General features: G+C 52.0%; 20 protein-coding genes. 6 read left to right on the top strand and 14 right to left on the bottom strand.

The window, feature by feature from the left end:
• The first annotated feature begins 4 nt into the window (after positions 1-4).
• The 4 genes from ACYVJQ_RS17620 to prfB all read left to right on the top strand — a co-directional run bounded on the left by ACYVJQ_RS17620 (position 5) and on the right by prfB (position 3,794).
• Positions 5-739: an ABC transporter ATP-binding protein gene (locus tag ACYVJQ_RS17620; protein ID WP_460894428.1), complete on the top strand. Its 735-nt coding sequence runs from the start codon at positions 5-7 to the stop codon at positions 737-739.
• A complete protein-coding gene (locus ACYVJQ_RS17615; protein WP_460894427.1) occupies positions 736-1,287 on the top strand; it encodes a cob(I)yrinic acid a,c-diamide adenosyltransferase in 552 nt (183 codons plus the stop codon). Before ACYVJQ_RS17620 ends, ACYVJQ_RS17615 begins: the two co-directional genes overlap by 4 nt.
• Before the next feature lie 61 nt (positions 1,288-1,348).
• Positions 1,349-2,419, top strand: a complete 1,071-nt coding sequence (locus ACYVJQ_RS17610) for a branched-chain amino acid aminotransferase (protein ID WP_460894426.1) — start codon at positions 1,349-1,351, stop codon at positions 2,417-2,419.
• 297 nt (positions 2,420-2,716) lie between these two features.
• Positions 2,717-3,794 (top strand): peptide chain release factor 2 gene (gene prfB / locus ACYVJQ_RS17605; RefSeq protein WP_460894425.1). Its coding sequence is split into 2 segments (ribosomal slippage): positions 2,717-2,776 and positions 2,778-3,794, totalling 1,077 coding nucleotides; the frame shifts between segments, so codons are not numbered across the junction.
• Between the two features lie 120 nt (positions 3,795-3,914).
• On the opposite strand, the gene ACYVJQ_RS17600 is transcribed toward prfB, so the two are convergent.
• Positions 3,915-4,490: a hypothetical protein gene (locus ACYVJQ_RS17600; protein ID WP_460894424.1), complete on the bottom strand. Its 576-nt coding sequence runs from the start codon at positions 4,488-4,490 to the stop codon at positions 3,915-3,917.
• Positions 4,491-4,826: 336 nt separating this feature from the next.
• Here ACYVJQ_RS17600 and ACYVJQ_RS17595 point away from each other — a divergent pair, with 336 nt between their 5' ends.
• Positions 4,827-5,984, top strand: coding sequence for a hypothetical protein (locus ACYVJQ_RS17595; protein WP_460894423.1), 1,158 nt, complete (start codon positions 4,827-4,829; stop codon positions 5,982-5,984).
• Between the two features lie 94 nt (positions 5,985-6,078).
• Here the strand turns inward: ACYVJQ_RS17595 and ACYVJQ_RS17590 are convergent, their stop codons facing one another.
• The 6 genes from ACYVJQ_RS17590 to lon all read right to left on the bottom strand — a co-directional run bounded on the left by ACYVJQ_RS17590 (position 6,079) and on the right by lon (position 13,751).
• Positions 6,079-6,870, bottom strand: coding sequence for a S1/P1 nuclease (locus ACYVJQ_RS17590; protein ID WP_460894422.1), 792 nt, complete (start codon positions 6,868-6,870; stop codon positions 6,079-6,081).
• A 108-nt stretch (positions 6,871-6,978) separates the two neighbouring features.
• Complete coding sequence (locus ACYVJQ_RS17585) at positions 6,979-7,707, bottom strand: SDR family NAD(P)-dependent oxidoreductase (protein ID WP_460894421.1); 729 nt, start codon at positions 7,705-7,707, stop codon at positions 6,979-6,981.
• Between the two features lie 59 nt (positions 7,708-7,766).
• Positions 7,767-8,237, bottom strand: a complete 471-nt coding sequence (locus ACYVJQ_RS17580; protein WP_460894420.1) for a hypothetical protein — start codon at positions 8,235-8,237, stop codon at positions 7,767-7,769.
• Positions 8,238-8,447: 210 nt separating this feature from the next.
• Positions 8,448-9,866, bottom strand: a complete 1,419-nt coding sequence (hslU, locus tag ACYVJQ_RS17575) for an ATP-dependent protease ATPase subunit HslU (RefSeq protein WP_460894419.1) — start codon at positions 9,864-9,866, stop codon at positions 8,448-8,450.
• A 312-nt stretch (positions 9,867-10,178) separates the two neighbouring features.
• Entirely contained in the window at positions 10,179-11,225 is a 1,047-nt protein-coding gene (gene porQ / locus ACYVJQ_RS17570; protein ID WP_460894418.1) for a type IX secretion system protein PorQ, read from the bottom strand.
• A gap of 24 nt (positions 11,226-11,249) precedes the next feature.
• Positions 11,250-13,751 carry an endopeptidase La gene (lon, locus tag ACYVJQ_RS17565; RefSeq protein ID WP_460894417.1) on the bottom strand — a complete coding sequence of 834 codons (2,502 nt, stop codon included), beginning with the start codon at positions 13,749-13,751 and terminating at the stop codon, positions 11,250-11,252.
• 201 nt (positions 13,752-13,952) lie between these two features.
• Here lon and ACYVJQ_RS17560 point away from each other — a divergent pair, with 201 nt between their 5' ends.
• The gene (locus ACYVJQ_RS17560; protein ID WP_460894416.1) at positions 13,953-15,929 is read left to right on the top strand and encodes an OmpA family protein; all 1,977 of its coding nucleotides are present in this window, start codon (positions 13,953-13,955) and stop codon (positions 15,927-15,929) included.
• Between the two features lie 103 nt (positions 15,930-16,032).
• On the opposite strand, the gene ACYVJQ_RS17555 is transcribed toward ACYVJQ_RS17560, so the two are convergent.
• The 7 genes from ACYVJQ_RS17555 to ACYVJQ_RS17525 all read right to left on the bottom strand — a co-directional run bounded on the left by ACYVJQ_RS17555 (position 16,033) and on the right by ACYVJQ_RS17525 (position 23,170).
• On the bottom strand, positions 16,033-16,839 hold the full coding sequence (locus ACYVJQ_RS17555; protein ID WP_460894415.1) for a hypothetical protein: 807 nt from the start codon (positions 16,837-16,839) through the stop codon (positions 16,033-16,035).
• Between the two features lie 93 nt (positions 16,840-16,932).
• A complete protein-coding gene (locus ACYVJQ_RS17550; RefSeq protein ID WP_460894414.1) occupies positions 16,933-17,436 on the bottom strand; it encodes a DUF6702 family protein in 504 nt (167 codons plus the stop codon).
• 110 nt (positions 17,437-17,546) lie between these two features.
• Complete coding sequence (gene rseP / locus ACYVJQ_RS17545) at positions 17,547-18,860, bottom strand: RIP metalloprotease RseP (protein ID WP_460894413.1); 1,314 nt, start codon at positions 18,858-18,860, stop codon at positions 17,547-17,549.
• Positions 18,861-18,955: 95 nt separating this feature from the next.
• Positions 18,956-20,110 carry a 1-deoxy-D-xylulose-5-phosphate reductoisomerase gene (locus ACYVJQ_RS17540; protein WP_460894412.1) on the bottom strand — a complete coding sequence of 385 codons (1,155 nt, stop codon included), beginning with the start codon at positions 20,108-20,110 and terminating at the stop codon, positions 18,956-18,958.
• A 76-nt stretch (positions 20,111-20,186) separates the two neighbouring features.
• The gene (locus ACYVJQ_RS17535) at positions 20,187-21,161 is read right to left on the bottom strand and encodes a PepSY domain-containing protein (protein ID WP_460894411.1); all 975 of its coding nucleotides are present in this window, start codon (positions 21,159-21,161) and stop codon (positions 20,187-20,189) included.
• 64 nt (positions 21,162-21,225) lie between these two features.
• Positions 21,226-22,509: a hemolysin family protein gene (locus tag ACYVJQ_RS17530; RefSeq protein WP_460894410.1), complete on the bottom strand. Its 1,284-nt coding sequence runs from the start codon at positions 22,507-22,509 to the stop codon at positions 21,226-21,228.
• Between the two features lie 106 nt (positions 22,510-22,615).
• Positions 22,616-23,170 (bottom strand): hypothetical protein, encoded by a 555-nt coding sequence (locus ACYVJQ_RS17525; protein ID WP_460894409.1) that lies wholly within the window; start codon positions 23,168-23,170, stop codon positions 22,616-22,618.
• Positions 23,171-23,241 lie beyond the last annotated feature (71 nt).

Here is a 23,241-nt window from a genome sequence, read left to right as displayed (position 1 = left end):
TTGTATGAGCACCATCATCAAAACTGAGAATATCTCCAAGATTTACCAGATGGGTACCGAGACCATACATGCGTTGCGGTCTATCTCCATTGAAATCCAAAAGGGGGAATACGTGGCGTTCATGGGTCCTTCGGGTTCCGGGAAGTCTACCCTCATGAACATTGTGGGTTGCCTGGACACCCCTACCGCCGGCACTTACATTCTCAATGGCCATGATGTGAGTAACATGGTTGACAATGAACTGGCCACCATCCGCAATAAAGAGATTGGGTTCGTGTTTCAGACCTTCAACCTCTTGCCCCGCTCCTCTTCTTTAGACAACGTGGCCCTGCCCCTCATTTACGCCGGCTACGGAAAATCTGAACGGGAAGAGCGCGCCATGGAGGCCCTCAACAGCGTAGGCCTGGGCTCCAGGGCACACCACAAACCCAATGAACTATCAGGGGGCCAACGCCAACGGGTAGCCGTAGCCCGCGCTCTGGTCAACGACCCCAGCATTATCCTGGCCGATGAGCCTACTGGTAACCTGGACACCAAAACCTCTTATGAGATTATGGGCCTGTTTGAGAATCTGCACGCCAAAGGCAACACCATTATCATGGTTACCCATGAGGATGACATTGCCCATTACGCCCACCGCATTGTGCGCCTGCGCGACGGCCTGATAGAGTCTGATGAGCCCAATTTAGATATTAAGGTACCTGCCATGCAGGCGGCCACGCTTAACCCTCAACAATGAAGATTTACACCAAGACCGGCGATAAGGGCGAAACTTCCCTGATTGGCGGGACCCGCGTTAAAAAATCACACTTACGCATTGAAGCCTACGGCACTATTGATGAGCTGAACTCCTTTATTGGGGTGGTGCGGGACCAGGAAGTAAACCTGAAGCGCCAGGATATTTTCTCTGAGATCCAGGACCGCCTATTCACCATTGGCTCTACCCTGGCCACTGATCCTGACAAGGAAGGCAAAATACAGACCCCAGACCTGCACGAAGGCGACATCACCTTCCTGGAGGCCCAAATGGACCTCTTGGACCAAACCCTGCCTGCGCTCCGTAGCTTTATCTTGCCCGGCGGCCACCCCTCCGTTTCATTCTGTCATGTGGCCCGCACCGTTTGCCGGCGCGCAGAACGGCTCACCATCGCGCTGCAGGAAGAATCGCCGGTAGATGACCTGGTAATCAAATACCTGAACCGCCTCTCAGATTACCTCTTTGTTTTAAGCCGCGCCATTGGTTTTGAATTAGGGGTAAAAGAAATAACTTGGAAGCCTCGTATGTGAGGCTTTTTTTATTCAGAATTACCGCAATTACGTATTAATGCTCATTCCTCATCCCATACCTATGCAAACAGACGCCATGTCCATACCTACCACCGTTACCACGGCCAGCCAGTTGGCCAACCTTGATTTAGACAACCTCCAGTTCGGGAAAGTGTTCGCTGACCACATGCTGGTCATTGATTATAAAGACGGTGCCTGGCAACAGCCTCAGATCTTGCCGTACGGTCCTATTGAGTTAAGCCCCGCCACCGCCGCTCTGCATTACGGCCAGGCCATGTTTGAAGGCATGAAAGCCTACAAAACCCCTCAGGGGAAAGTGGTGCTTTTCCGGCCCAGAGATAACTGGGCACGCATGAACAAATCTGCTATGCGCCTTTGCATGCCAGAAATTCCAGAGGAACTGTTCATGGAAGGCCTTAAGCAACTGATTGCCTTAGACGCTGACTGGGTGCCGCAACGTCCTGGTTACTCCTTGTACATCCGCCCGTTCATGTTTGGGTCTGAGGGTTTATTAGGGGTACGTCCTGCGTCTGAATACAAGTTCATGATCTTCTGCAGCCCGGCCAGCGGCTATTATGCAGAGCCGGTTCGCGTAAAGATTGAAGAAACCTACACCCGCGCGGTAGAAGGCGGTTTTGGCTTCGCGAAGGCCGCTGGAAACTACGGTGGCTCTTTGCTTCCCGCCAAGCAGGCCCATGATGAAGGCTTCCACCAAATCATCTGGACCGACGGCCGCGAGCACAACTACATTGAGGAGTCCGGTACCATGAACGTGATGTTTGTGCTGGACGGCAAGCTGGTGACCCCAGCCTTAAGCACCTCTATTCTGGCCGGTATCACCAGAGACAGCGTTCTGCAACTGGCCCGCGACTGGGGCGTTCCGGTAGAGGAAAGACGCATTAAGGTGCAGGAGATTGTGGACGCCTACCGCGCCGGCAAACTGCAAGACGCCTTCGGGACCGGTACCGCCGCTACTATCGCGCATATCAAGTCCATCACCTTCCGGGGCGAGGAAATGCTTTTGCCGCCGGTAGAAGAGCGTCAGCTTTCCAACAAGATCGCCACGGAACTAGATAACATCCGCTACGGTATCTCCCCAGATCCGCATGGATGGGTAGTGCCGGTGGAGTAGTCTTTTATTGGTTTTGCTTAATCCGTTTTGAGCCTGTTTTTCTAAAAATAGGCTCAAAACGGATTTTTTGTTTTTAGAGTGGAAGTGATCTCTTTTGATTGTAGCGGCGTTACAGTGTAACGCCGCTACAGCCCAGATAAACCGCTAATCGCAGTTGATGAAAGTCCAGAAAAGTGCGCTAAATGATTCCCGTCTTTATTGGTATTCTCACCAATAACCAAAGCCACAACCTTTTTTACCTTCGTCTCTTATATCTAGTATCTTTGCACCAAGGGCTAATTCCCCTGTACTACTAGTATGACCCAAGAACAAATCAAAGAATTGAAAGGCCGGGTAGAGGCGTTGAGGAGGTATCTTTGACTACGATACCAAGAAAGAACAGGTAGCGGCCATTGAGGCACAGTCGGCGGCGGCAGGTTTCTGGGATGACCCCAAGAAAGCTGAGACCGTGCTCAAGGAAGCCAAAAGCCTCAAGACCTGGACCGATGATTTCGAGAAAACCTCCAAAGCGGTAGATGATGTGGAAGTGCTCTTCGACTTCTACAAAGAAGGTGACGTCTCTGAAGAGGAAATCAACACTGAGTATAAAGCCGCTGAGGCTACCGTGGAAGGCCTGGAATTCAAGCGAATGCTCAGCAATGAGGAAGACCAACTAGGCGCCGTACTGGAGGTGAATTCAGGAGCAGGCGGCACGGAAAGCCAGGACTGGGCTGAGATGCTCTACCGAATGTACCTCATGTGGGGCGAGCGCAAAGGGTACTCCGTGAAGCAAATTGACTTCCAACCCGGTGAAGGCGCCGGTATCAAATCTGCCACGCTGCAGTTTGACGGCGATTTTGCCTACGGCTACCTCAAAGCCGAGATTGGCGTGCACCGTCTGGTGCGCATCTCCCCTTTTGACTCCGGCGGAAGACGGCACACCTCCTTTGCCTCTGTCTTTGTGTACCCCGTGGTAGATGACACCATTGAGATCACCGTAAACCCCGGCGACATTGAGTGGGATACGTATAGAGCCGGCGGTGCGGGTGGACAGAACGTTAACAAGGTGGAAACGGCAGTTCGCCTCAAGCACAAACCCACGGGCATTACCATTGCCGTGCAGATTGAGCGATCGCAGCTCATGAATAAGGAGCACGCCATCAGAATGCTGAAATCACAGCTCTACCAGATTGAGATCAACAAGCGCAACGAGGAGCGTGACAAGGTAGAAAGCACCAAAAAGCGGATTGACTTCGGGTCACAGATACGCAACTACGTGCTGCACCCTTATAAACTCATTAAAGACATAAGAACCGGCGTGGAACGCACCGATGTGCAGAACGTACTGGACGGCGATCTGGATGACTACATCAAGGCGTACCTGATGCAGAGTTAAGCTTCTTAATTAACTAAATAGAAAAGCCCCCTCCAGATAATTCAGGAAGGGGCTTTACCGTTTCAGGGCCGTTTTGGCCAAAACAGGCTTAAACCAGGAATACTGTTCTGCCTTTGGCGTTTAGTATGGCTGGTCGCCAGCAGCTAAGCCAATGGCGACTAAGCCGCATAATATAGTCCCTAAAACCACGCAGGCCACTTCTCCGGCGGTAAACGTAGAAGATATTGATCGGGCCGGGCATGCCGTCCTGAAAAAGAAATTGCGCGCCCGTAACACGGGTATCAACGGCAGGAAAGAAAAAACCGAGATAAGCCACAGTGGGTCGGGCAGCCTGGACAAGACGGTTAAGACAAAAAAAGCAACCATAAGCCAGCCTGAAGAATAGGTTTCCTGGTAGTTCTGTTCCTGAGCTCTTAACAAGACTCTGCTAAACAAATGCTGTCCGAAAAAGATAATAAAAACCGACCGCCAGAAAGGCATGATCTCGTCCCTTTCCTCAAACTCCTTTACAAAGCGCCAGTTCTGATAGAACCAGTAGATCTGGTAGAGGCCAAGCGTTAACATGCAGAGCATCGCAAATTTCCAGACGGGCTGCACATGGTAATATTCTTCAATTATGTCTTCCTGTTCCTCTGTGTAATACGAAAATTCCTCAGGTGAAACAGGCAGCCCGTCTGCGGGTAAATTTACTTCCATGGGTATGAATATTTTATAGGGTTAAATAATATAATACTGGATATCATCAAAAAAACGGACTGGTTTTGGCCTGGGGACTCTTTAGATATAATGACCTCCCGCAAGGCAAAGCAACTTTAAGAGGATTAAATAACAGAATGAGTAGGAAGGCTGAGGCACAGAAGAATGCGGACCAACTTTAGCACTATTCCCCTAATGTAGGATTATATTCTTTCTCCCGCAACCCCCAGGAACTGTTGTTTATAGCCATCTGTTTTTGAAGTACCAAATACCTGACCCAGAAGGTTCTTCCTACGCCTGCCTGGTTTTGGGTTTGCCTCCAAAGCATTTGATTACATGAAGATTAATAGCCCTGAGATGAGTGCGCCACGGGCGAGAAATAGAGGCGAATTGATTCCGGCTTATCTTAAAAAGGGCTGGGCACTGCCTATTCTGCTTTTGGTTTTCCTGCTGGCGGGGGCGGGTACACCTGCTTCTAAACCAGAGCCCATTGTACTGCAGAAAGAGGTGCTGCCCTTCACGGCAAAAGAATTCCATATTGCAGACATTGTAGACGAGCGCTCCAATAAAAAGGGGGTGGCGTTTTTACTGCCCTCTGCTCCTACTGCGCAGCCCATAGACTTAAAAGACGGCGCCGTGACGGGCATGAAGAACTACGTGCGGCAAAGCCTGAAACAGAACCAGGCCTTGAGGCCCATCACCATCCGAGTGAAAGAATACCAACTGAAGGAAAGCCCCGCCGAGAAAGGACGCGTGGCCGGTCAGGCGAAGATCACGGTGGCCTTTGAGGTGCAACGCGAGGGCAAGTACCTGCATCTGCTGGATTATAGCTCAAGCGCCGGTTATGTCCGGCCTTCGGCCACGCCGCCCACCATGGTGGAACCTATGCTCCGGCGGTTACTGGCAGGTTCCTTGCGATACCTCACCACCTGGGTAGACAAGGAGGCCCCAGGCAATGAGAAACTTGCCCATTCCATTAAGGTGCATTTTGAGGACTATCAGCAGAGCCTAGATGACGACACTGTGTTCTATGACCCTAAACGCCCCTTAACTTGGGCAGATTTCCAGGGTGGTTCGAGGCTGTCAAAAGGGTATGCGGCCTCAGTCTTTCCGGGTATTTCCAATGAGATAGAGGCTGCCGTAGAGAATGGCGTGCTGCAAATCAAAATCACCTCTAAACCTTACATGCTCCGTCAGCTTTCCAAAGCCCTGCCACAGGCCAAAGATGACTATACCCTCAACCATGAACAGCGGCACTTTGACATTGTGAAACTGGTCTCTGAACACTACAAACAGCGCCTGAAGCCTGAGAAAATTACCCTGGAAGACTATGAAAGCCAGATCAAATACCAGTACCTGGAGGTGCTCTGGGAACTAGACAAACTGCAGAAACAGTATGACCTTGAAACCGACCATGGCCTTAACCACTCTGCCCAGACCCGCTGGAACCAGAAAATTGATTTAGAGCTGCAGACCTTGAAAGTAAAACCCTGATCACCAGACGATATAAAAAAACAGAAGCCACTCCTTTTAGGGAGTGGCCTCTGTTTTTAAGGCGTTTTTCAGAAAACAGGCCTAAAACAACCTGTTACCCAAATAACTCATCCAGCACCCCGGCTAGCCGGATGCCCCCTTTCAGCAACCTATCGTTGAGGGTTTCAATGTGGTCAAAATTGTAGCGGTAGCTAAGTTTCTCCTCGGGCTTGGTAATGCCTTTGTAGAGCTTATCGGCTATTTGGTAAGACTCAAAGAACCACTCAGGGGCCAATTGCCGTTGCCAGGTCTTTACCTGGTCTTTGGTCGCGAAGTTGATGGCCGTGGCATACTCGGTGTAGCTTAACTGCTGGTATTCTATCAACTCTGAATCCCACAGGCGGTGCAAGTTAGAGGGTTTGTTAAACCACTCCAGCCTCACACGGTTGCCACCTAAATCCTCAGGCCGGCCCACGTGCATGGGCTGGTGTACATCTCCTACCAGGTGAATAAGCAGGCGCAGGTTCATTTGCTTTTGGGCCTGCGGCAGGTCTTTTTTCTTCAACTCAGAGATGAGGAAATTGATTTTGGTATAGGCGTCTGTTACGGTGTCCTGGTGCAGGTAAGCCTCTACCTGCTGGAAGTTCAGGCCCTCTTTCAGGTTCACGTAATGCCAGGTGTCCAGGAAATTGTAAGCGGGATCAGACTTCACAAAATCGGCCCAGTTACTGGCCATGGCAATAGACTCGTTGCCCAGAATTTTCTTGATGTTCTTTCTGGTTTTAGAGGAAATGTGACGGTCGGCAACCTCGCCCACAATGCGGTGCCCCAACATGCCCCAGCCCATAGACTGAAGCGGAAGGTACACGAACAGGGCCAGAGCCAATATTTTCTTGAAAGCGCGCATGGCTGATTAAATTGAAGTGGAAACGCCGCAAAAATAGGGAAAATTACGGTCTCGTACCGGCTTTCTGTTTTAAGCCCGTTTTCGCCAAAACAGGCTTAAAACGCCTTCTCAAAAATCACGCACTGAACAGACCACGCCCCCGGCATTGGCCGGATTCTCTAACAGTTGGACTACCTTTTTGGCCGCGGCCTCTGGGCTTGCCAACTCGCCTTTGGTTTTGTAGTCCCGAAACTGCTGTACGCTACTGAATTGATCCACATCGGCTTCCCTGATCTGTTCCTGCATCTCGGTGTCAATAATGCCCGGGGCCAGGGAGAAGACCTTTACGCCCGTACCCAGCTTCTCCTGCTCCAGCTGCGCCGTCTCAGAGAGCATGTCCAGGGCGGCTTTGGAGGCGCAGTACGCGGCCCAGCCGTCTTTGGCCTTCCGGCCAGCGCCCGAACTGATGTTCACCACCAGTTTCTCGCAGCTCTGGCGGTGCTGGTAGCTCTGCAGGAACATGTTCATGAGCATGGCCGGCACAATCACGTTCACGTCAAAGACGAACTCAAAATGCTCGTTCTGGCTCTGCCCCACGTACCCAATCTCGCCAATCACCCCGGCATTGTTAATGAGCACCAACTTCTTAGCGTCCTCAAAGGGCGCAAAGATTTTGTGCAAGTTATGCTCAACCCCGGCAATGTCTGAAAAGTCCAGCGGCTGGTGCCTATAGCGGGCATGCTGCATAGTACAGTTGCGCGATACGCCTATCACGTAATTCTGATCGTCTTTCAGTAATTGCTCTGCCAGGGCCTTGCCCAGCCCCCGGCTAGTGCCGGTGATGATAAAGTAGTTCATTTATCTAATTAGGAATTAAGAATTGGGAATCCTTTCTTCAATTTAGGACATACGCATAATCAGGGGCAAATAGTTGAGGCCTTCGATTTCTTTCGTGGACCATATTGCGCCACATGCATCTTTTCGTAAAGTAGGTAAAAATGGTCTTTTCCGTATTTTTTCTCTAACAAAAGACGGCCCACTAAATTAAAGCAATCATCTTCAGGAACACCAATGCAACTGTTAATATGTACAAGAGTTACACCATACTCGTCCGCTAACTTTTGAAAGAAAGCATAAGGCATTGTAGTAGAATCGTTTTCATAGGGTGGACGAATCAACAAGGTCAACCTACCTGCCCTTACCTCCCTTTCCGCGAGTCCTTTAGCCGTGGCACAATCTTTCACTTCTTGGTGGTACTGATTAAGGAATCGTTGCTCCGGGGTCTCCAGTAACTGCCATCCAAAGACACCTATAACCGAAACCCCTAGAAGCAGGATAACACCTACCAAAAGGAAGGGATTGTTCTTATAATAGCGACTTTCTTTCATGGTTGATTGTGCCTAAAATGAAATGATACAATCTGCACTGTCAATTCCATCAAGGGGCCAATAAATAAGAAGAGCCGCCACCAAAACGGCAACGGCTCTTCTTATTTTATTTGTCATCCTGAAAGGACCTTGGCTGCGAACAGTAATGGCTATTAATGCCAGCTACTGCCGTCTGCCATCAATATACTTCCAGTAGGATAAGTGAGAATATTACAAAATATACTGGCTCAGGTCACGATTCTTCACCATGTCTCTTAATCGTTCCTCCACCAATTCTGGGGTGATCATAAGGTGCGCGTTAGGTGGAATAGTGTCTGGCACGTCATAAAGAATGTCGTTCAGCAGGCGACTCATGACGGTATGCAGGCGGCGGGCACCGATGTTCTCTACCTCGGCGTTTACCTCAAAAGCGATTTCGGCAATCTTGTGCAGCGACTCGTCTGAGAAGGTCAGTTCCACCTCTTCGGCGCGCAGCAGCTCTTCATATTGCTTAGTAAGCGCGTTCTTGGGGAACTTGAGGATCTGGTAGAAGTCCTCCTTGCTCAGGCTCTGCAGTTCTACTCTAATCGGGAATCGCCCCTGCAATTCAGGAATCAAATCTGAAGGTTTGGCCACATGGAAAGCGCCGGCGGCGATGAATAGGATATGGTCGGTTTTGATGACACCGTACTTGGTGTTGACGGTGCTGCCTTCCACAATAGGCAGCAGGTCGCGCTGCACGCCTTCGCGGCTCACGTCTGGACCACCACCTCCTTTGTTACTGGCGCTGGCTACCTTGTCAATCTCGTCAATGAAGATCACCCCGGCGTTCTCGGCCTTCATGATGGCTTCTTCCTTCACCTCGTCCATGTCAATGAGCTTGGCCGCCTCTTCTTCCAGTAGTATTTTGCGGGCCTCGGCAATAGTTACCTTGCGCTTCTTGGTTTTCTTGGGCATCATGTTCCCAATCATCTCCTGAATGCCGGCCATCTGCATTTCATCCATACCCGGTCCCATCACGCCCACGCCCGAAGACGGATTCTGTGACACCTTAATGTCAATTTTGCGGTCTTCCAGCTCGCCGTTCCTGATCTTCTCTCTGAAACGTTCGCGGGTGCGCTCGTTCAACTCCAGGTCGCTTTCGGGTACCTCTGAAGAAGAAGACGTATTGCTGCCGGTTCCGAAACCCATCATGTTGTCACTGCGGGTACCCGGCTGACTGATAGGCGGGATCAATGCATCCAGAATGACTTCCTCCACCATTAGGGCGGCCTGTTGCTTAACCTCTTCCTTGCGGCGGGTCTTGACCATGTTTACGGCCTGTTCTACCAGGTCCCGCACCATGCTCTCCACGTCGCGGCCCACGTAGCCTACCTCCGTGAACTTAGAGGCTTCCACTTTGGTGAAAGGCGCATCAGCGATGTTAGCCAGGCGGCGGGCAATCTCGGTTTTCCCCACACCCGTGGCGCCAATCATGAGAATGTTGTTGGGCACGATCTCCTTCTGCATCTCGGGGTCTGCGTGCATGCGGCGCCAGCGGTTACGCAGGGCAATGGCCACGTTACGCTTGGCATCATGCTGCCCAATGATATATTTATCCAGCTCCGCTACAATCTGGCTGGGGGTTAAGTACTTGCTTGAATCTAACATAAGTTAATTTTGATGGAGAGATGGAATGATTGAGTGAATGGTTTCAAACAGACTATTCCTCTCTTCCTGTTTATTTACTCTTGTTACAGTTTACTATCGTTGGTGTCAGCTAAGCTAACGGTTATTCTAAACAAGGGGTTAGTAGCTAGAAATCCCAGCACTAAAACGATCCTGATTCCGGCGTTACGGTTTAACCCCGCTACCTTGTTGGATTCCTGTTTTAAGCCTGTTTTCAGAAAAGTGGCCTTAAAACAGAAACCATTTTCAATTCTGCATTAGCACCTCAGCGCATTAAAACATCAGCACATTCCCCTAATCCAGCTTCTTTTTGAGAAACCGGTCCAGGTCTGTGTTGAGGGTGAGGTAATGCCCGGCGCCGGCCACGTGGAACTTGGCGTAGGAATACTCAAACCGGAAGGCATGTACTTTCACGGACGCCCCGAAGGAAAACCCAGCCATGCCACCCGCATTCTCCACGACGAGCTCCTTTCTTCTAAGGTGATTGTACCCGCCCCGTAACTGAAAATTATCACTGAGCAGCAACTCCCCGCCTACCACAAAGTGCCGGGCCAGCTTATCCCCGAAGGTTTTCTTCTCCTTCACCTCCTCGTTGTTCTCGTTGAGGGTGCCTTTCTTGTTTGGGTCCAGGTAGACAATGTCAAAGCGTTGGAGCTGGTGCGCCGTCACCGACAGCCGGAATGGGGCGTGTTCTGGTTTGTAGCTGGCGCCCACCTGTATGTCCAGGGGCATGTCTTCGCGCTCTCCGTTGCCGAAGGTGTTGAGCATATAGCCCAGGTTCTTAATGGCCAGGCCTACTACAAAATCCTGTTCCGGGTGCTTGAAGATGCCACCCAGGTCTACCAGCGCCGCCACCGCCTGATCCCCGGCAATGCTGGAGACGGCAACTTTTGCGGTGGCCCCCAGGGTGAACGTTTCAATGGTTGCCGCATGCGAAAAAGCAATTCCATAGTCCCTTACCCTGAAACTTCCCTCCTCCTGGCCGGTGGCATCAGTTTGGGTGAAGGCGCCATAATCCAGGTATTGTATGCCCACGGCGTTACGGCCCCAGCGGGGGCTTTCAAACGCGTACTGCAAGTTGTTCTGCCGAATGCCGGCCAGGTAGTTGAGGTAGGTGAGCCCCAGTTGGTGATTGGTTTTGCCGTGCAGCAGCGCCGGGTTGGCCGTTACCGCGTTCACGTCTTCCAGGCCAGAAGAAATGTTTACTCCGCCCAAAGCCGCCACCCGGGCATGCGTGGGCACGTCCAGGAACCGGAAAGCAGAACGCCCTCCCACCTGGGCCCAGGCCAGCGGCCCATAGGCTACCAGCAAGAAGCTCAGGAGGAAGAGGCGTTTTGGCATTGTTTTCCTAAAAAGAGGTCAGAATCAGATATCAGCCTGGGTAGTGGGCATGGCGTCTTCGCGTACGCGCAGGTCCAGGGGCTTAGCCACTTTCTCCGGCAATAGCGCAAAGTCCAGCACCTCGTCCACGTAGTCTACATAATGGATGTTAAGGCCCTCAATGTAGTGCGCCGAGATCTCATTCACGTCCTTGCGGTTCTTGTAGCACAAGATCACATCTTTAATGCCAGCGCGCTTGGCGGCCAGAATCTTCTCTTTGATCCCTCCTACCGGCAACACTTTCCCGCGCAGCGTGATCTCGCCGGTCATGGCCAGGTGCGAGCGTACCTTGCGTTGGGTAAACACCGAGGCAATAGAGGTAAAGATGGCAATACCGGCGCTTGGCCCATCCTTCGGCACGGCCCCTTCGGGGAAGTGGATGTGCAGGTCATACTGGTCAAACAGGCGGTAATCAATGCCCATTTCCTCTGCGTGAGCGCGTAGGTAAGAAACGGCCGTAATGGCAGATTCCTTCATCACATCGCCCAGCTGCCCAGACAAGGTCAGTTTGCCTTTGCCACGGCTTAGCAGAGACTCCACAAATAGGATATCCCCGCCCACGCTGGTCCAGGCCAGGCCAGTCACCACGCCGGCGGTCTCGTTGTCCTGGTATAGTTCCTTGTCAAAAATCTCAGGGCCCAGAATGCGTACCACGTCTTTGGCCTCCAGCTTGGCCGGCCACTGTTCTTCCATGGCTTTGGACTTGGCAATGTTTCTTACTACGGCGCCCAGTTTGCGCTCCAGGTTCCGCACGCCCGACTCACGGGTGTAGTCTTCAATCACTTTCTGGATGGCCGCGGTAGAGAAGGCCACGTCTTTAGCTTGTAGGCCGTGGTCTTCCTTGAGTTTAGGCAACAGGTGGCGTTTGGCAATCTCGGTTTTCTCTTCAATGGTATATCCGGTTACCTCAATAATCTCCATACGGTCACGCAGGGCCGGGTGAATAGTATCCAGGGCGTTGGCAGTGGCAATAAACAAGACCTTAGACAGGTCATATTCCACCTCCAGGTAATTATCCGCGAAGGTATGGTTCTGCTCCGGGTCCAGCACCTCCAGCAACGCGCTGGACGGGTCACCCCTGAAGTCTGAGTTCAGCTTGTCTACCTCATCCAGAATCATAACCGGGTTTGATGAACCCACTTTCTTGATCTGGCTGATGATGCGGCCTGGCATGGCGCCCACGTAGGTCTTACGGTGGCCCCTGATCTCAGCTTCATCACGCACGCCGCCCAAGGCAATGCGCACGTATTTACGGCCCAAGGCCTTGGCCACAGAACGGCCCAGCGAGGTTTTACCCACGCCCGGAGGCCCGTAAAGGCACAGGATTGGCGCCTTCATGTCATTCTTCAGCTTAAGCACGGCCAAGTACTCCAGAATGCGCTCCTTCACCTTCTCCAGGCCGTAATGGTCGGCGTCCAGGATTTTTTTGGTGCGCTTGAGGTTAAAGTTGTCCTTAGTATAGTCATGCCAAGGCAAATCCAACAGAAACTCGCAGTAGTTCAGGGCAATAGGGTACTCAGCGGCCTGCGGGTTAAGACGCGTCAGCTTGTCCAGTTCCTTGTTAAAGTGCTTGGCTACGGCCTCTGGCCACTTTTTCTTGAGGGCGGCGGCGCGCATTTTCTCCACTTCCTGCTCAGGGCCTTCCATGCCCAGCTCGTCCTGCAAGACCTTGATCTGCTGACGCAGGAAATAGTCGCGCTGCTGCTCATCAATGTCGGTGTGCACCTTGCTATGGATTTCCTGCTTGATCTCCAGCATCTGGATTTCCCGGATCATGAGTTGCAGCAAGGTAGTGCCCCGCTCCACGCCGTCGTTAATTTCCAGCAGCTTTTGCTTCTGGGCTACTTCGGCGTTGATGTTGCTGGACAGGAAATGCGTCAGGAAAGACGGGCTGTCAATATTGTCCAGGGCCACCTGCGCCTCCTGCGGAATCTCAGGATTGAGTTTCAGGATTTTGGCGGCAGCCTCCTGCAGAGATTCCACCAGCGCCTTCACCTCTTTGCTGTTCTTTTTAGGGAACGTCTCGGGGCAGTAAGACACCTTGGCCACCATGTACGGCTCTTCCTGGGTCACTTCCTCTATCTTGAAGCGGCTCTGTCCCTGAATAATGATGGTAGTGTTACCGTCTGGCAGCACCAGCATCTTCAGGATCTTGGCCATGGTCCCCACCTGGTACAGATCTTCCTGGGCCGGGTCTTCGGCGAGCATGTTTTTCTGAGCCACTACCCCCACCGTTTTGTCGCCGCGGTAGGCCTTGCGTACCAGCCGTACAGATTTCTTGCGGCTCACGGTAATAGGAATCACTACTCCCGGGAAAAGCACGGTATTTCTGATGGGCAACAGAGGCAGGGCCTCCGGGTTATTTTTTTCCGCTCCTTCGGCATCATCCAACTCAGAGGTAATGATGGAAATCAATTCCCCATTGCTGTCGTCAGATAAATCGGACAGCATGAGTTGCTGAAGGAGGTTCTCTTGGGTATAATTCATACGTTGTCTTTCTGAGGATGCCAAATTGGCAGCATTCCTCCCGTAGTTCTGTTGTTTGTCTTGAAGATAGATACTTGTCAAGAGCTGTGCCAATATATCTGCGTAAATCTGCGGGCCTGCAGATAAATTTCCCTAGAAAGAGTACATTTGGTATTGTATTCTGAGACCAAGCTTTTCAGAACGCCTTTTGTTATGTACCGCATGCGTCATCTTTTACTTTTCCTGCTCTGCTGGACGTTGGGTTTATCCGTTGTGGGGCAAACCAAGTCTCCCTTGCGTCTCCGGCAAAAACCCGTTTCTGATTCGCTTCGGCAGAAAGCCCCCAAGCCCCAGGTGGTGCTGGAGTTCCCCAACATCAATCGTGTGCCTTACTATTACAACAAGGCTAAGTATGAAAATATTCTGAAGCTGGAAAAGAAAAATGTCTGGGAGAAAGTGCTGCCCCTGCTGGAAGAGTACGTGGGCAACTTCGGAATTGACAATTTTCATAGAGACACCAAGCTGCTCTGGCGCCTGGGCCAGTTGTATGAACGGCAGGGCCAGTTGGAAACCGCCATTGCCTATTACCGGCTGGTACTGAAACACCACCGCACCGACATTAAACAGGTGCAGCAGTACTATGACTCCCTGGAAGCCAAATCAGAAAGTATTTATCTACCCCTGGCCCACTATTATGACCTGGTGGAATACCGTAAGTCAGTAGCCACCTTCAAGCCTCCGCGCGGCGTGTACACGAACATGGGCGATGCCATTAACTCAAAGGTAGAGGATTATGGACCGGCCGTGCACCGCGATGAGGACCTGTTCATCTATACCTCGCGCCGCAAAGGCGTGAAAGCCACCGGCACCGACGAGGACCTGTACTTCTCGCGCTATGAAAACGGTTTTTGGCAAGAGGGACAGTCCTTCGGCAAGCCCATTAACAGTATCTACAATGAGGGTTCAGCCTGCCTTAGCCGCGATGGCAAGACTCTCTACTTTGCGCGCTGCGAAAGCCCCGACGGGTTTGGCAACTGTGACCTATACACCGCCACCAAGCTGGCAGACGGTTCCTGGGGCCAAATCAAGAACCTGGGCGCCAGCGTGAACAGCAAAGCCTGGGATTCTCAGCCCACGCTATCGCCCAATGAAGACACCCTGTACTTCGCCTCTGACCGCCTGGGCGGCTTTGGCATGTCTGATATTTATTACACCTACAAAATGAAGAGCGGCCTTTGGTCGCCAGCCGATAACCTGGGGCCCGTGATCAATACGCGTGAAAGCGAGGTAAGCCCGTATTTCCACCCGCTGTACCAGGTGCTGTATTTCAGCTCAAGGGGGCAGTTGCTCAACTTCGGGGATTTTGACATCTATAAGTCTTACCGTGTCAAAGGCCAGTGGCAGGAGCCCCGCAATATAGGACCGCTGGTGAACGGTAAAGGCAGTGAGTACTATTTCACCATCAACGCCGCCTCTACCAACCTGTACTACGCCCGCTCAGAACCCACCGACCTCAAGAACCTGGACCTTTTCTCGTTCCCGCTGCCCATGGAGGCGCACCCACTGGCCGTAACCAAACTGACCGGCGTACTCACAGATTCCATCACCAACAAACCGCTCAACGGCATCATCTCCATCATTGACCTGGACAATGGCATTGAGGTGGCCAGCAAGTACCTGCGTGAAGACGGTTCCTTTGACTTTGACCTCATTGACAACAGCCGCTACATGATGCTCATTCAGAGTCCAGACTTTTTCTCAATTGAGAAAGAGATTGACCTCAAGAATGACACGGTCATGAAGATCATGAGCACCTTGATTGACTACAGCATCCCGCTTATCTTCAAGAACATTGAGTTTGATGAAGCCAAGGCTGAAATCAAAGACGCCATGAAACCCACCCTTGACCGCATTGTGCTGTTTCTGGTAGACCACCCCAAAGTGCGGCTCAGCATTGAAGGCCATACAGACAGCAGCGGCGACCCAGACGCCAACATAGAGTTATCCCAGTGGCGGGCCTTCTCCATCCAGAAGTACCTGGAAAACAAGGGAAAACTAGAGCCCGGCCGGATAGATGCCGTAGGCAAAGGAAGCGCTGAACCCATAAAGCCTGAAGTGACCCTGGAAGACCGGGCCGTAAACCGCCGGGTAGAGTTCAAGCTCATTAAACCCACTGAGGGCGGGACCGGTAATTGGTAAAACCAATCTGCCTATCTGCCTAAAAAAAGACCGGAAGCCGTTTTGAGCCTGTTTTTCAAAAAACAGGCTCAAAACGGCTTCCGGCATTAAAGGGTAAACTGGGCTACAGCTTAATGGTCTTGATTTGTTTGATAGGGTCGATCTTTTCCCTTGGTTCCCGGCCTTCCTTCAGGGCGCGTCCTCCTACGTTGATGATAAACCCTACACTAAAAACAGAGTTACCGGCCGTCATGAATTCGCGGTTCTTCAACCCGAAGTTGCTGCCGCTGGTGTACTGCAATTGCAGAGATGGGGTCAAAGTCATGCGGGTATAAAAAACCGGCTCAAAGAAGATATTGTCTTCGGTGGCCTGTTTTATGTCATTGCGCACAAACTCACTCATGTTCACGTAGCTCAAGCGCAGGGCTGTGCCATAGTTCAGGGGAAAGTCCTTTCCGAAGAGCCCAATGGATTTCTTTTTCTTGGAGGAGTAGTTCACCTGCATGAAATACTTATTGAAGCTGGTCTCCTGGCGGTCATAGGTGATGAGGCCTTCAGAGGTTTTGTCTTTGTAGGTGCGGTCGCTGCTGCCTTTTCCCAACCCGGCGTACACTTCCAGAATACGGTTCTGGTCTGGCCCAAAGGTGGTAAAGTACCCACCGCCGGCCTCCAGCAGGTTATGCCGGAAATCTTTCTTTTTATTGTTATTGTTCATCATGGCCCCGCTCAACAGCACGCCCACGTGGTCGGTGACGGCGTAGGCCGAGTTGAAGGTGGCATTGCCTTTCAAGGTGATGTGCCCGCTGGTGCTCAATTCACCTTTAGAGCTTAACATGGGGGTGTTGGGGGTGTTGGGCATATACACAGAGGAACAGCCTGTAGCGCCCAGGACCAGGCAAAGCCCGGCCATTTTTAGGAAATGTTTTTTCATAAAGTACTCTTAATTATTCCTTTTACTTTCTGCCTGCCCTACGTTGCCTGAGAGGCTTCCCCATCACGGCTCTTACCCAATCCAACTGATTATTTACAGGCCTAAGGTCTTCTGCACATCGCCGGTACGGCACAGCACAGAGCGTTTCTTGCCCGCTATTTCCAGGTTAAGGATATTGGTCTGGTCCGTGTACACCTCGGTGAGGAGCGCGTTCTGCACAAACAGTTGCCCCGTGGGGGTTTTGCCCGCCGGAATCTCCAGGTACAGCCAGACGGCATCCGCCTCTTCCTGGGCCCCCAGAAACTTCTGCGGCACCTTAGTCCCCTTGGCCGCTGAGATTGACAGGTGGGCCTGCAGGTACTCCGCCATGAGTTTGTTCACCCGCTCAGAGCGGTCTAGCCTGATATTGGTCTTATGGCGCCGGCTCAGGGCCTCTTCCAAGTCATTGGCAAACACCCGCACCGCCAGTTCATAGGTCTGGTTCTTGGGGTTGTAGCGGGCATCTGTAATGCTGGTATGGAACTCATGGGCCCAGGCGGGCAACGGAAGCACAAACACGCACACCAGGGCAAAATATAAAGCCTTCTTAATATTCATATGTCCTTTTAAACAGGAAGAGACGCAAAATTATTGCGCCTCCTCCTGTTCTAAATATGGGTTTAACTTTTGTCCGCAAGCCTATCTCCTAAGGTCTAGCGGCTTGCTCTCTAGTTGAACAACCACTTGTAAAAGTCATTGCCAATGGCAAAGGCCATGAGGCCCAACAACAGCACCATGCCTACTTTCTGGGCGTTCTCCAAAAACTTATCTGAAGGCTTGCGGCCCGAGATCATCTCATAAGTCAGGAACATCACGTGCCCGCCGTCCAGCGCCGGAATAGGCAGGAAGTTCATGAACGCCAGCACCATAGACAACATAGCGGTAATAGTCCAGAAGTTTATCCAGGAAAAATCACCGCCAAAGGTTTGGGCAATCATCATAGGGCCGCCAATAGACTTAGACGCCGAGGCTTCGCCGCTAAATATCTTTCCAAACCCTTTGATCTGGGTAGAGATGATGGTGTAGGCCTTGTCAATGCCCGCTGGAACAGACTCTAAGATACCGTATTCTCTGGTGGCTCTTGGCAACAACGGACGGGGGTTGAACCCAAGGGTGCCGTTTTCCTCCAGGGCCACCTTTTTGCTGATGGTCTGGCCATTGCGCTCAATTTCAATAGCCACCGTTTTGTTGGCGCTTTGTTTCAGGGCCTTCTGCAGGTCACTAAAATACTGGATGGGCTGGTCTCCCACGCGGGTGATTTTGTCACCCTTCTGCAGGCCAATGGAAGAGGCCGGTGTGCCGGACTGCACCCTTTCTACCACAAAGGGCTCACGAGGCAGAATAAAGCTGGTTTTATCATCATCAATGAGCTGGTCCATAAGATCAGCCGGAATAGCGATGTTCAATGTTTGGCCGTCGCGCTCTACTGTGTAAGAACTGTTACTGCCAAGCAGCACATCTGGATCATACACGTCATTGAACTCTACCAGCGGCTTGCCGTTGATAGCCACAATCTTGTCACCATCCCGTAGGCCTATTTTCTTGGCCGTATCATTGGTTACAATGCCGTATTTCACGTCTTTGGCCAGCAAATAGGTCTCGCCGTACATATAGGTGAGGGCGGCAAAAATGATGATACCCGTAATCACGTTGAAAATGATTCCGCCCATCATGACAATAAGGCGCTGCCAGGCCGGTTTGGCCCTAAACTCCCAGGGCTGAGGCTCCTGTGCCAGCGTAGCCGTGTCCAGAGACTCATCCACCATGCCCGAGATCTTCACAAACCCGCCCAGCGGAATAAGGCCGATCATGTATTCTGTTTCGCCTACCTGCTTGCTTACCAGTTTGGGCGGGAACCCGATGGCGTATTTCTCTACGCGCATCCCAAACCATTTGGCGGCCAGCATGTGGCCTAATTCATGTATTCCTACCAAGATGGTCAGGCCCAGAATCAACTGGCCGGCCATTACTAATGCATCCATTTACTCTGATTATAAGGTAATTACCGGCCTGCGTGAAGGCGCTGGGCTGGCATTTTGTATTTTGGGTTCAGGGGCCTACGCTGGCGGCGTAAAGACTAGGGACGAAGCAGCGCAAGTGCCCGGGATCGGGTTTCCTGGTCTGTTTCCACAAAGTCCACCAACGAAGGCTCGGCAATATACGCAACTTTAGCGAGACAGTCAGAAATGAGGTCAGACATCTCCAAAAAGCCAATCTCCTCGCGCAGGAAGGCCGCCACGGCCACCTCATTGGCCGCATTGAGCACGCAGGGGGCGTTTCCGCCTTGCTCCATGGCGGCAAAGGCCAGGCCCAGATTTCTAAACGTTTCCAGGTCTGGCTGCTCAAAGGTAAGCTGCGGGTACTGGAGGAAATTGAACCTGGGGAAGTCAGATTTAAGCCGGTTGGGGTAGTTGAGCGCGTACTGAATGGGTAGCTTCATGTCGGGCAGGCCCATCTGCGCCTTTAAAGAGCCGTCCTCAAACTGAACGAGCGAATGCACAATAGATTGCGGGTGCACCACCACGTCTACCTGGTCATTGCGGAGCCCGAAGAGCCACTTGGCCTCAATCACCTCCAGACCTTTGTTCATGAGCGAGGCAGAGTCAATGGTGATCTTGGCGCCCATTTCCCAGTTGGGGTGTTTTAAGGCCTGCGCCCTGGTCACGGTCTGTAAAAAATCCCGGTCTTTGCCCCTAAAAGGGCCACCCGAGGCCGTGAGGATGATTTTCTCAATGGGGTTATGGAATTCGCCGGCCAGGCACTGGAAAATAGCGCTGTGCTCAGAGTCAACCGGGTAAATGTTCACGCCTTTCTCGCGGGCTAGCTGGGTGATGAGTTGCCCGGCCACTACCAGGGTCTCCTTGTTGGCCAGGGCGATGGCCTTGCCCGCCTCAATGGCCTTGATGGTGGGTTGCAGGCCGGCGTAGCCCACCATGGCGGTAAGCACAATGTCAATGGTATCCATCTGCACCACAGAATTAACCGCGCTCATGCCCGCATATACCTTGATAGGTTGCGCCGCTAACGCATCACGCACCTGCTCATAGAGGTTTTCCTGGGTAATCACCACCGCGTTGGGCTGGAAGGCAATTGCCTGGGTGATTAGCAGATCTGCGTTGGAATGGGCGGTAAGCACCTCTACCTCAAATGCCTGCGGCTGGGCCTGTATCACTTCCAGGGCCTGAGTACCAATGGAGCCTGTAGAGCCAAGAATGGCAATTCGTTTCTTCATGTAAAAAGGGAAAAGCCGTTTTGGGCCTGTTTTTGCGAAATTAGGGGAAAAACGGGAAAACCTGTCCTTTCTTGGATTAGTCTTCCAGCACAATCACGCCATCGTCTTTCATTTCCATAATTTTACCGGTATGGGCGTCTATTGTGAGGGTATGCCGGGTATGGCTATAGCCGCTTTTAGGGGTGTTCCAGATTACGTTGAATATCCAGACCATGGCATCCAGGTCAGGCCGGTATTCTGCCTTCACCTCCGTAGTGTTAACCCCCTCACCACTGAGGTAGAAATTCTCCTTGAGGGCGATCTTCCGGGCCTCCACTTGCGAAATGACCTTTCCCCTGGATTTGTTTTTCCGGATGGCCGGTAACGGGACTGGCTTCACCAATTCCCCACCTTCGTCCAGCTCCAGGTTAAAACTGAACAGGGGAGTTTTATTTTGCGGATCCAGCACGTTGAAGCACAGATCATACGGATTAGGGGCGACTGACCAGCTTTTAGCCGATGGAACCAAAGTGTAAAGCCTGTCCAGTTCCACCACCTGTCCGCCGTTTAATGTCATCCGTTTATAGAACCTCCTTCCTACCCTTTCTACCAAGTGGGCTTGCACTTTTTGAGCAATGTCTGCAGGCAGGTCTTCCAGCGAGAACGGGGTTCTGGGGTAATACCCGAAATAAGCGGAAGTGGGGCAGCTTGGGCGTACCTTCTCCGGGACAGGAGTCACCCTAAGGATCGGCACCTGGGTAGCCATGGTGGTGATATCCTGGCGCATAGGCTTTACCCGGTTGTATAAATAAAGTTCTGCCTGGTAGGTGGCCGTAGAGTCATAGTAAGGTAAGGTGATTTTGCAAAGGCCCTGGGCATTGGACCGGGTAGTGCCTATATACTGCACATCATTCTTCAGGATCACGCAGTAAATACTATCAACAGGCGCCCCTGTCTTATCCTCTACAATGGAGATAAAAAACTGTCGCTGGCCCAGCGTAAGTAAGGGAAGAAACCAGAAAAGCCCTGCCACTAGCACGCTCCCAATTCCCGTATACCTTCTTTTTCCCATAGATAGGTTTTCCCTCTCATTGGCTTTTAAGCCTGTTTTTCCAAAAACACCCTCAAAACGCAGGTTAAGCCGGAATGATCTCCCGCAAGAGCAATTTGTCAATCTTACTGCCGTCCAGGTCTACCACTTCCAGCTCAAAGCCGTTGTAAGTGAACTTCTCGCCGGTGGCCGGAATACGGTTCAGGTAATAGATGACAAAGCCGGCCAGGGTCTCAAACTCGGCGGGGTTCTTTTTCACTACTTCGCGCTTTAGTTGCCGGTTCAGTTCTTTGATCTCCAGGCCGCCGCTTACCAGGTAAGAACCGTCTTCGCGTTTCACCAGCAGAGGCTCCTCTTCCTCGTCTACGTCAGGGATATCGCCTACGATGGCCTCCAGAATGTCATGCAGGGTGATGATGCCCTCCACGGAGCCAAACTCGTCTACCACAATGCCCAAATACTGCTTCTGGGCCCTGAACAAACTGAGTACCGCACTGGCGTACATGGTTTCAGGCACGTAGATGGGCGGTTTGGCCAGGGCTGTGACAGGCAGGCGTTGGGTGACCAGGTTCTCGTAAAAGTCCTTCGCGTGCAGGATACCTACCACTTTGTCCTGCTGGCTGTCATACACCGGAAACTTGGAGTGCACGCTGGTCTTGAGTTTCAGGTGCACCTCTTCCAGAGAATCCAGCGGATGGACCCATTCCACGTCGCGGCGGTGGGTTCTTAGGTTACGCGCCCGCTGGCCTGAGTAGTGAAAGATGTTCTGATGCAGGTCGGTCTCTTCTTTGGCCAGTACGCCTTGCCGGCCAGCGGTCTTGATCACTTGGCGCAGTTCCTCCTCAGACATTTTCTCTTCTTCGGCCTGTTTTACTCGCAACAGTTTCATGACCAGATTAGTGGACAACGACAATAGCTTTACCAAAGGCAAGGTAAGCCGGGTAAAACCTTTGATGATGGGTGCTACAAAGAGGGCAATGCGTTCGCTGTTGCCCATGGCCAAGGTCTTGGGAATCAACTCCCCTATCACAATGGAAAAATAGGTGATCAGGCCTACCACAATGACAATGGAAAGGGTATCGGCGTACGGGGCCAGAAAATCAACCTGCACCAGCACGCTCCGCATGTCATCTGAAAGGGCCGCCCCGCCATAGGCCCCCAACACTACGCCAATCAAGGTAATGCCCACCTGCACCGCAGACAGGAAATCCTCGGGCTCGGCTAATAAATCCAGCACTGTCTGGGCATTCCTGCTCCCGTCTTTGGCCTTCTGCCGCATCCTGTCTTTCCTCACAGAGATAATGGAGATTTCTGAAAGGGCGAAAAAGGCATTCAGCAGGGTTAAGATAACAAGGATGAAGATTTCCATAGGGGCGCAGGAGATGGCGGGGTAGTATGAACGAAACGTGTGAAACAAAGGGGAATTGCGTTTTAAGCCTGTTTTTGGAAAAATAGGCTTAAAACACCCAAGGCCTCTAACACCCGCACTCCCCCACAAACGGGAGCGTTTGGGTCTGGCCTGTTTTCAGGTCTTTCACGTGCAGCACGCCTGTCTTCTGGGCCACCTCGTCACCGGTTTGCTGGCTTTTCTTTATCGTCACCCGCACCTCATAGCGGCCTTTTGGGTCTTTGTACGGAGAGCGGAGGGTCAGGGAATCACTTTGGGCAGCCCCAGCCAGGGGAATTCTAACGCCGTTCACCGAGATTAAGGCTTTCTGCTGGTAGTCATTGAAGTAGATGTATTTTTCCTGAGCAAATTCCTGTTGGTTTCTGGAAAAGTAACAGGCGCAGCCCGCAAACTCCTCCACATACCCGTTCATCACATCTACCGTGAAAGGGGCCTCGGCCTGCCCGGGTTGTGCAGGCACCGTGTCTGGCGCGCTTGCCTCTGGCTTTTGGACAACATCTACCGGGTGTTCGGGGGCCGCTTGGGTAGTGGCTATCTTGGTGTCTTGGACCGTTTTGTTTTCGCGGCAGCCGAACAGTACCGTGGCGCAAGCGGCTATAAAAAAGGACAGAATGGGTTTCATGGGTTTTTCAATTGGCCTAAAACCGCATACGGAGTTCTTTCCAAAAGGCTATCTAATGAGTTGCCTTCCCT

The sequence above is a fragment of the Rufibacter soli genome, from assembly GCF_054781795.1.
The sequence above is the reverse complement of the archived record's forward strand: the minus strand, read 5'-3'. Positions and strand labels throughout refer to the sequence as shown.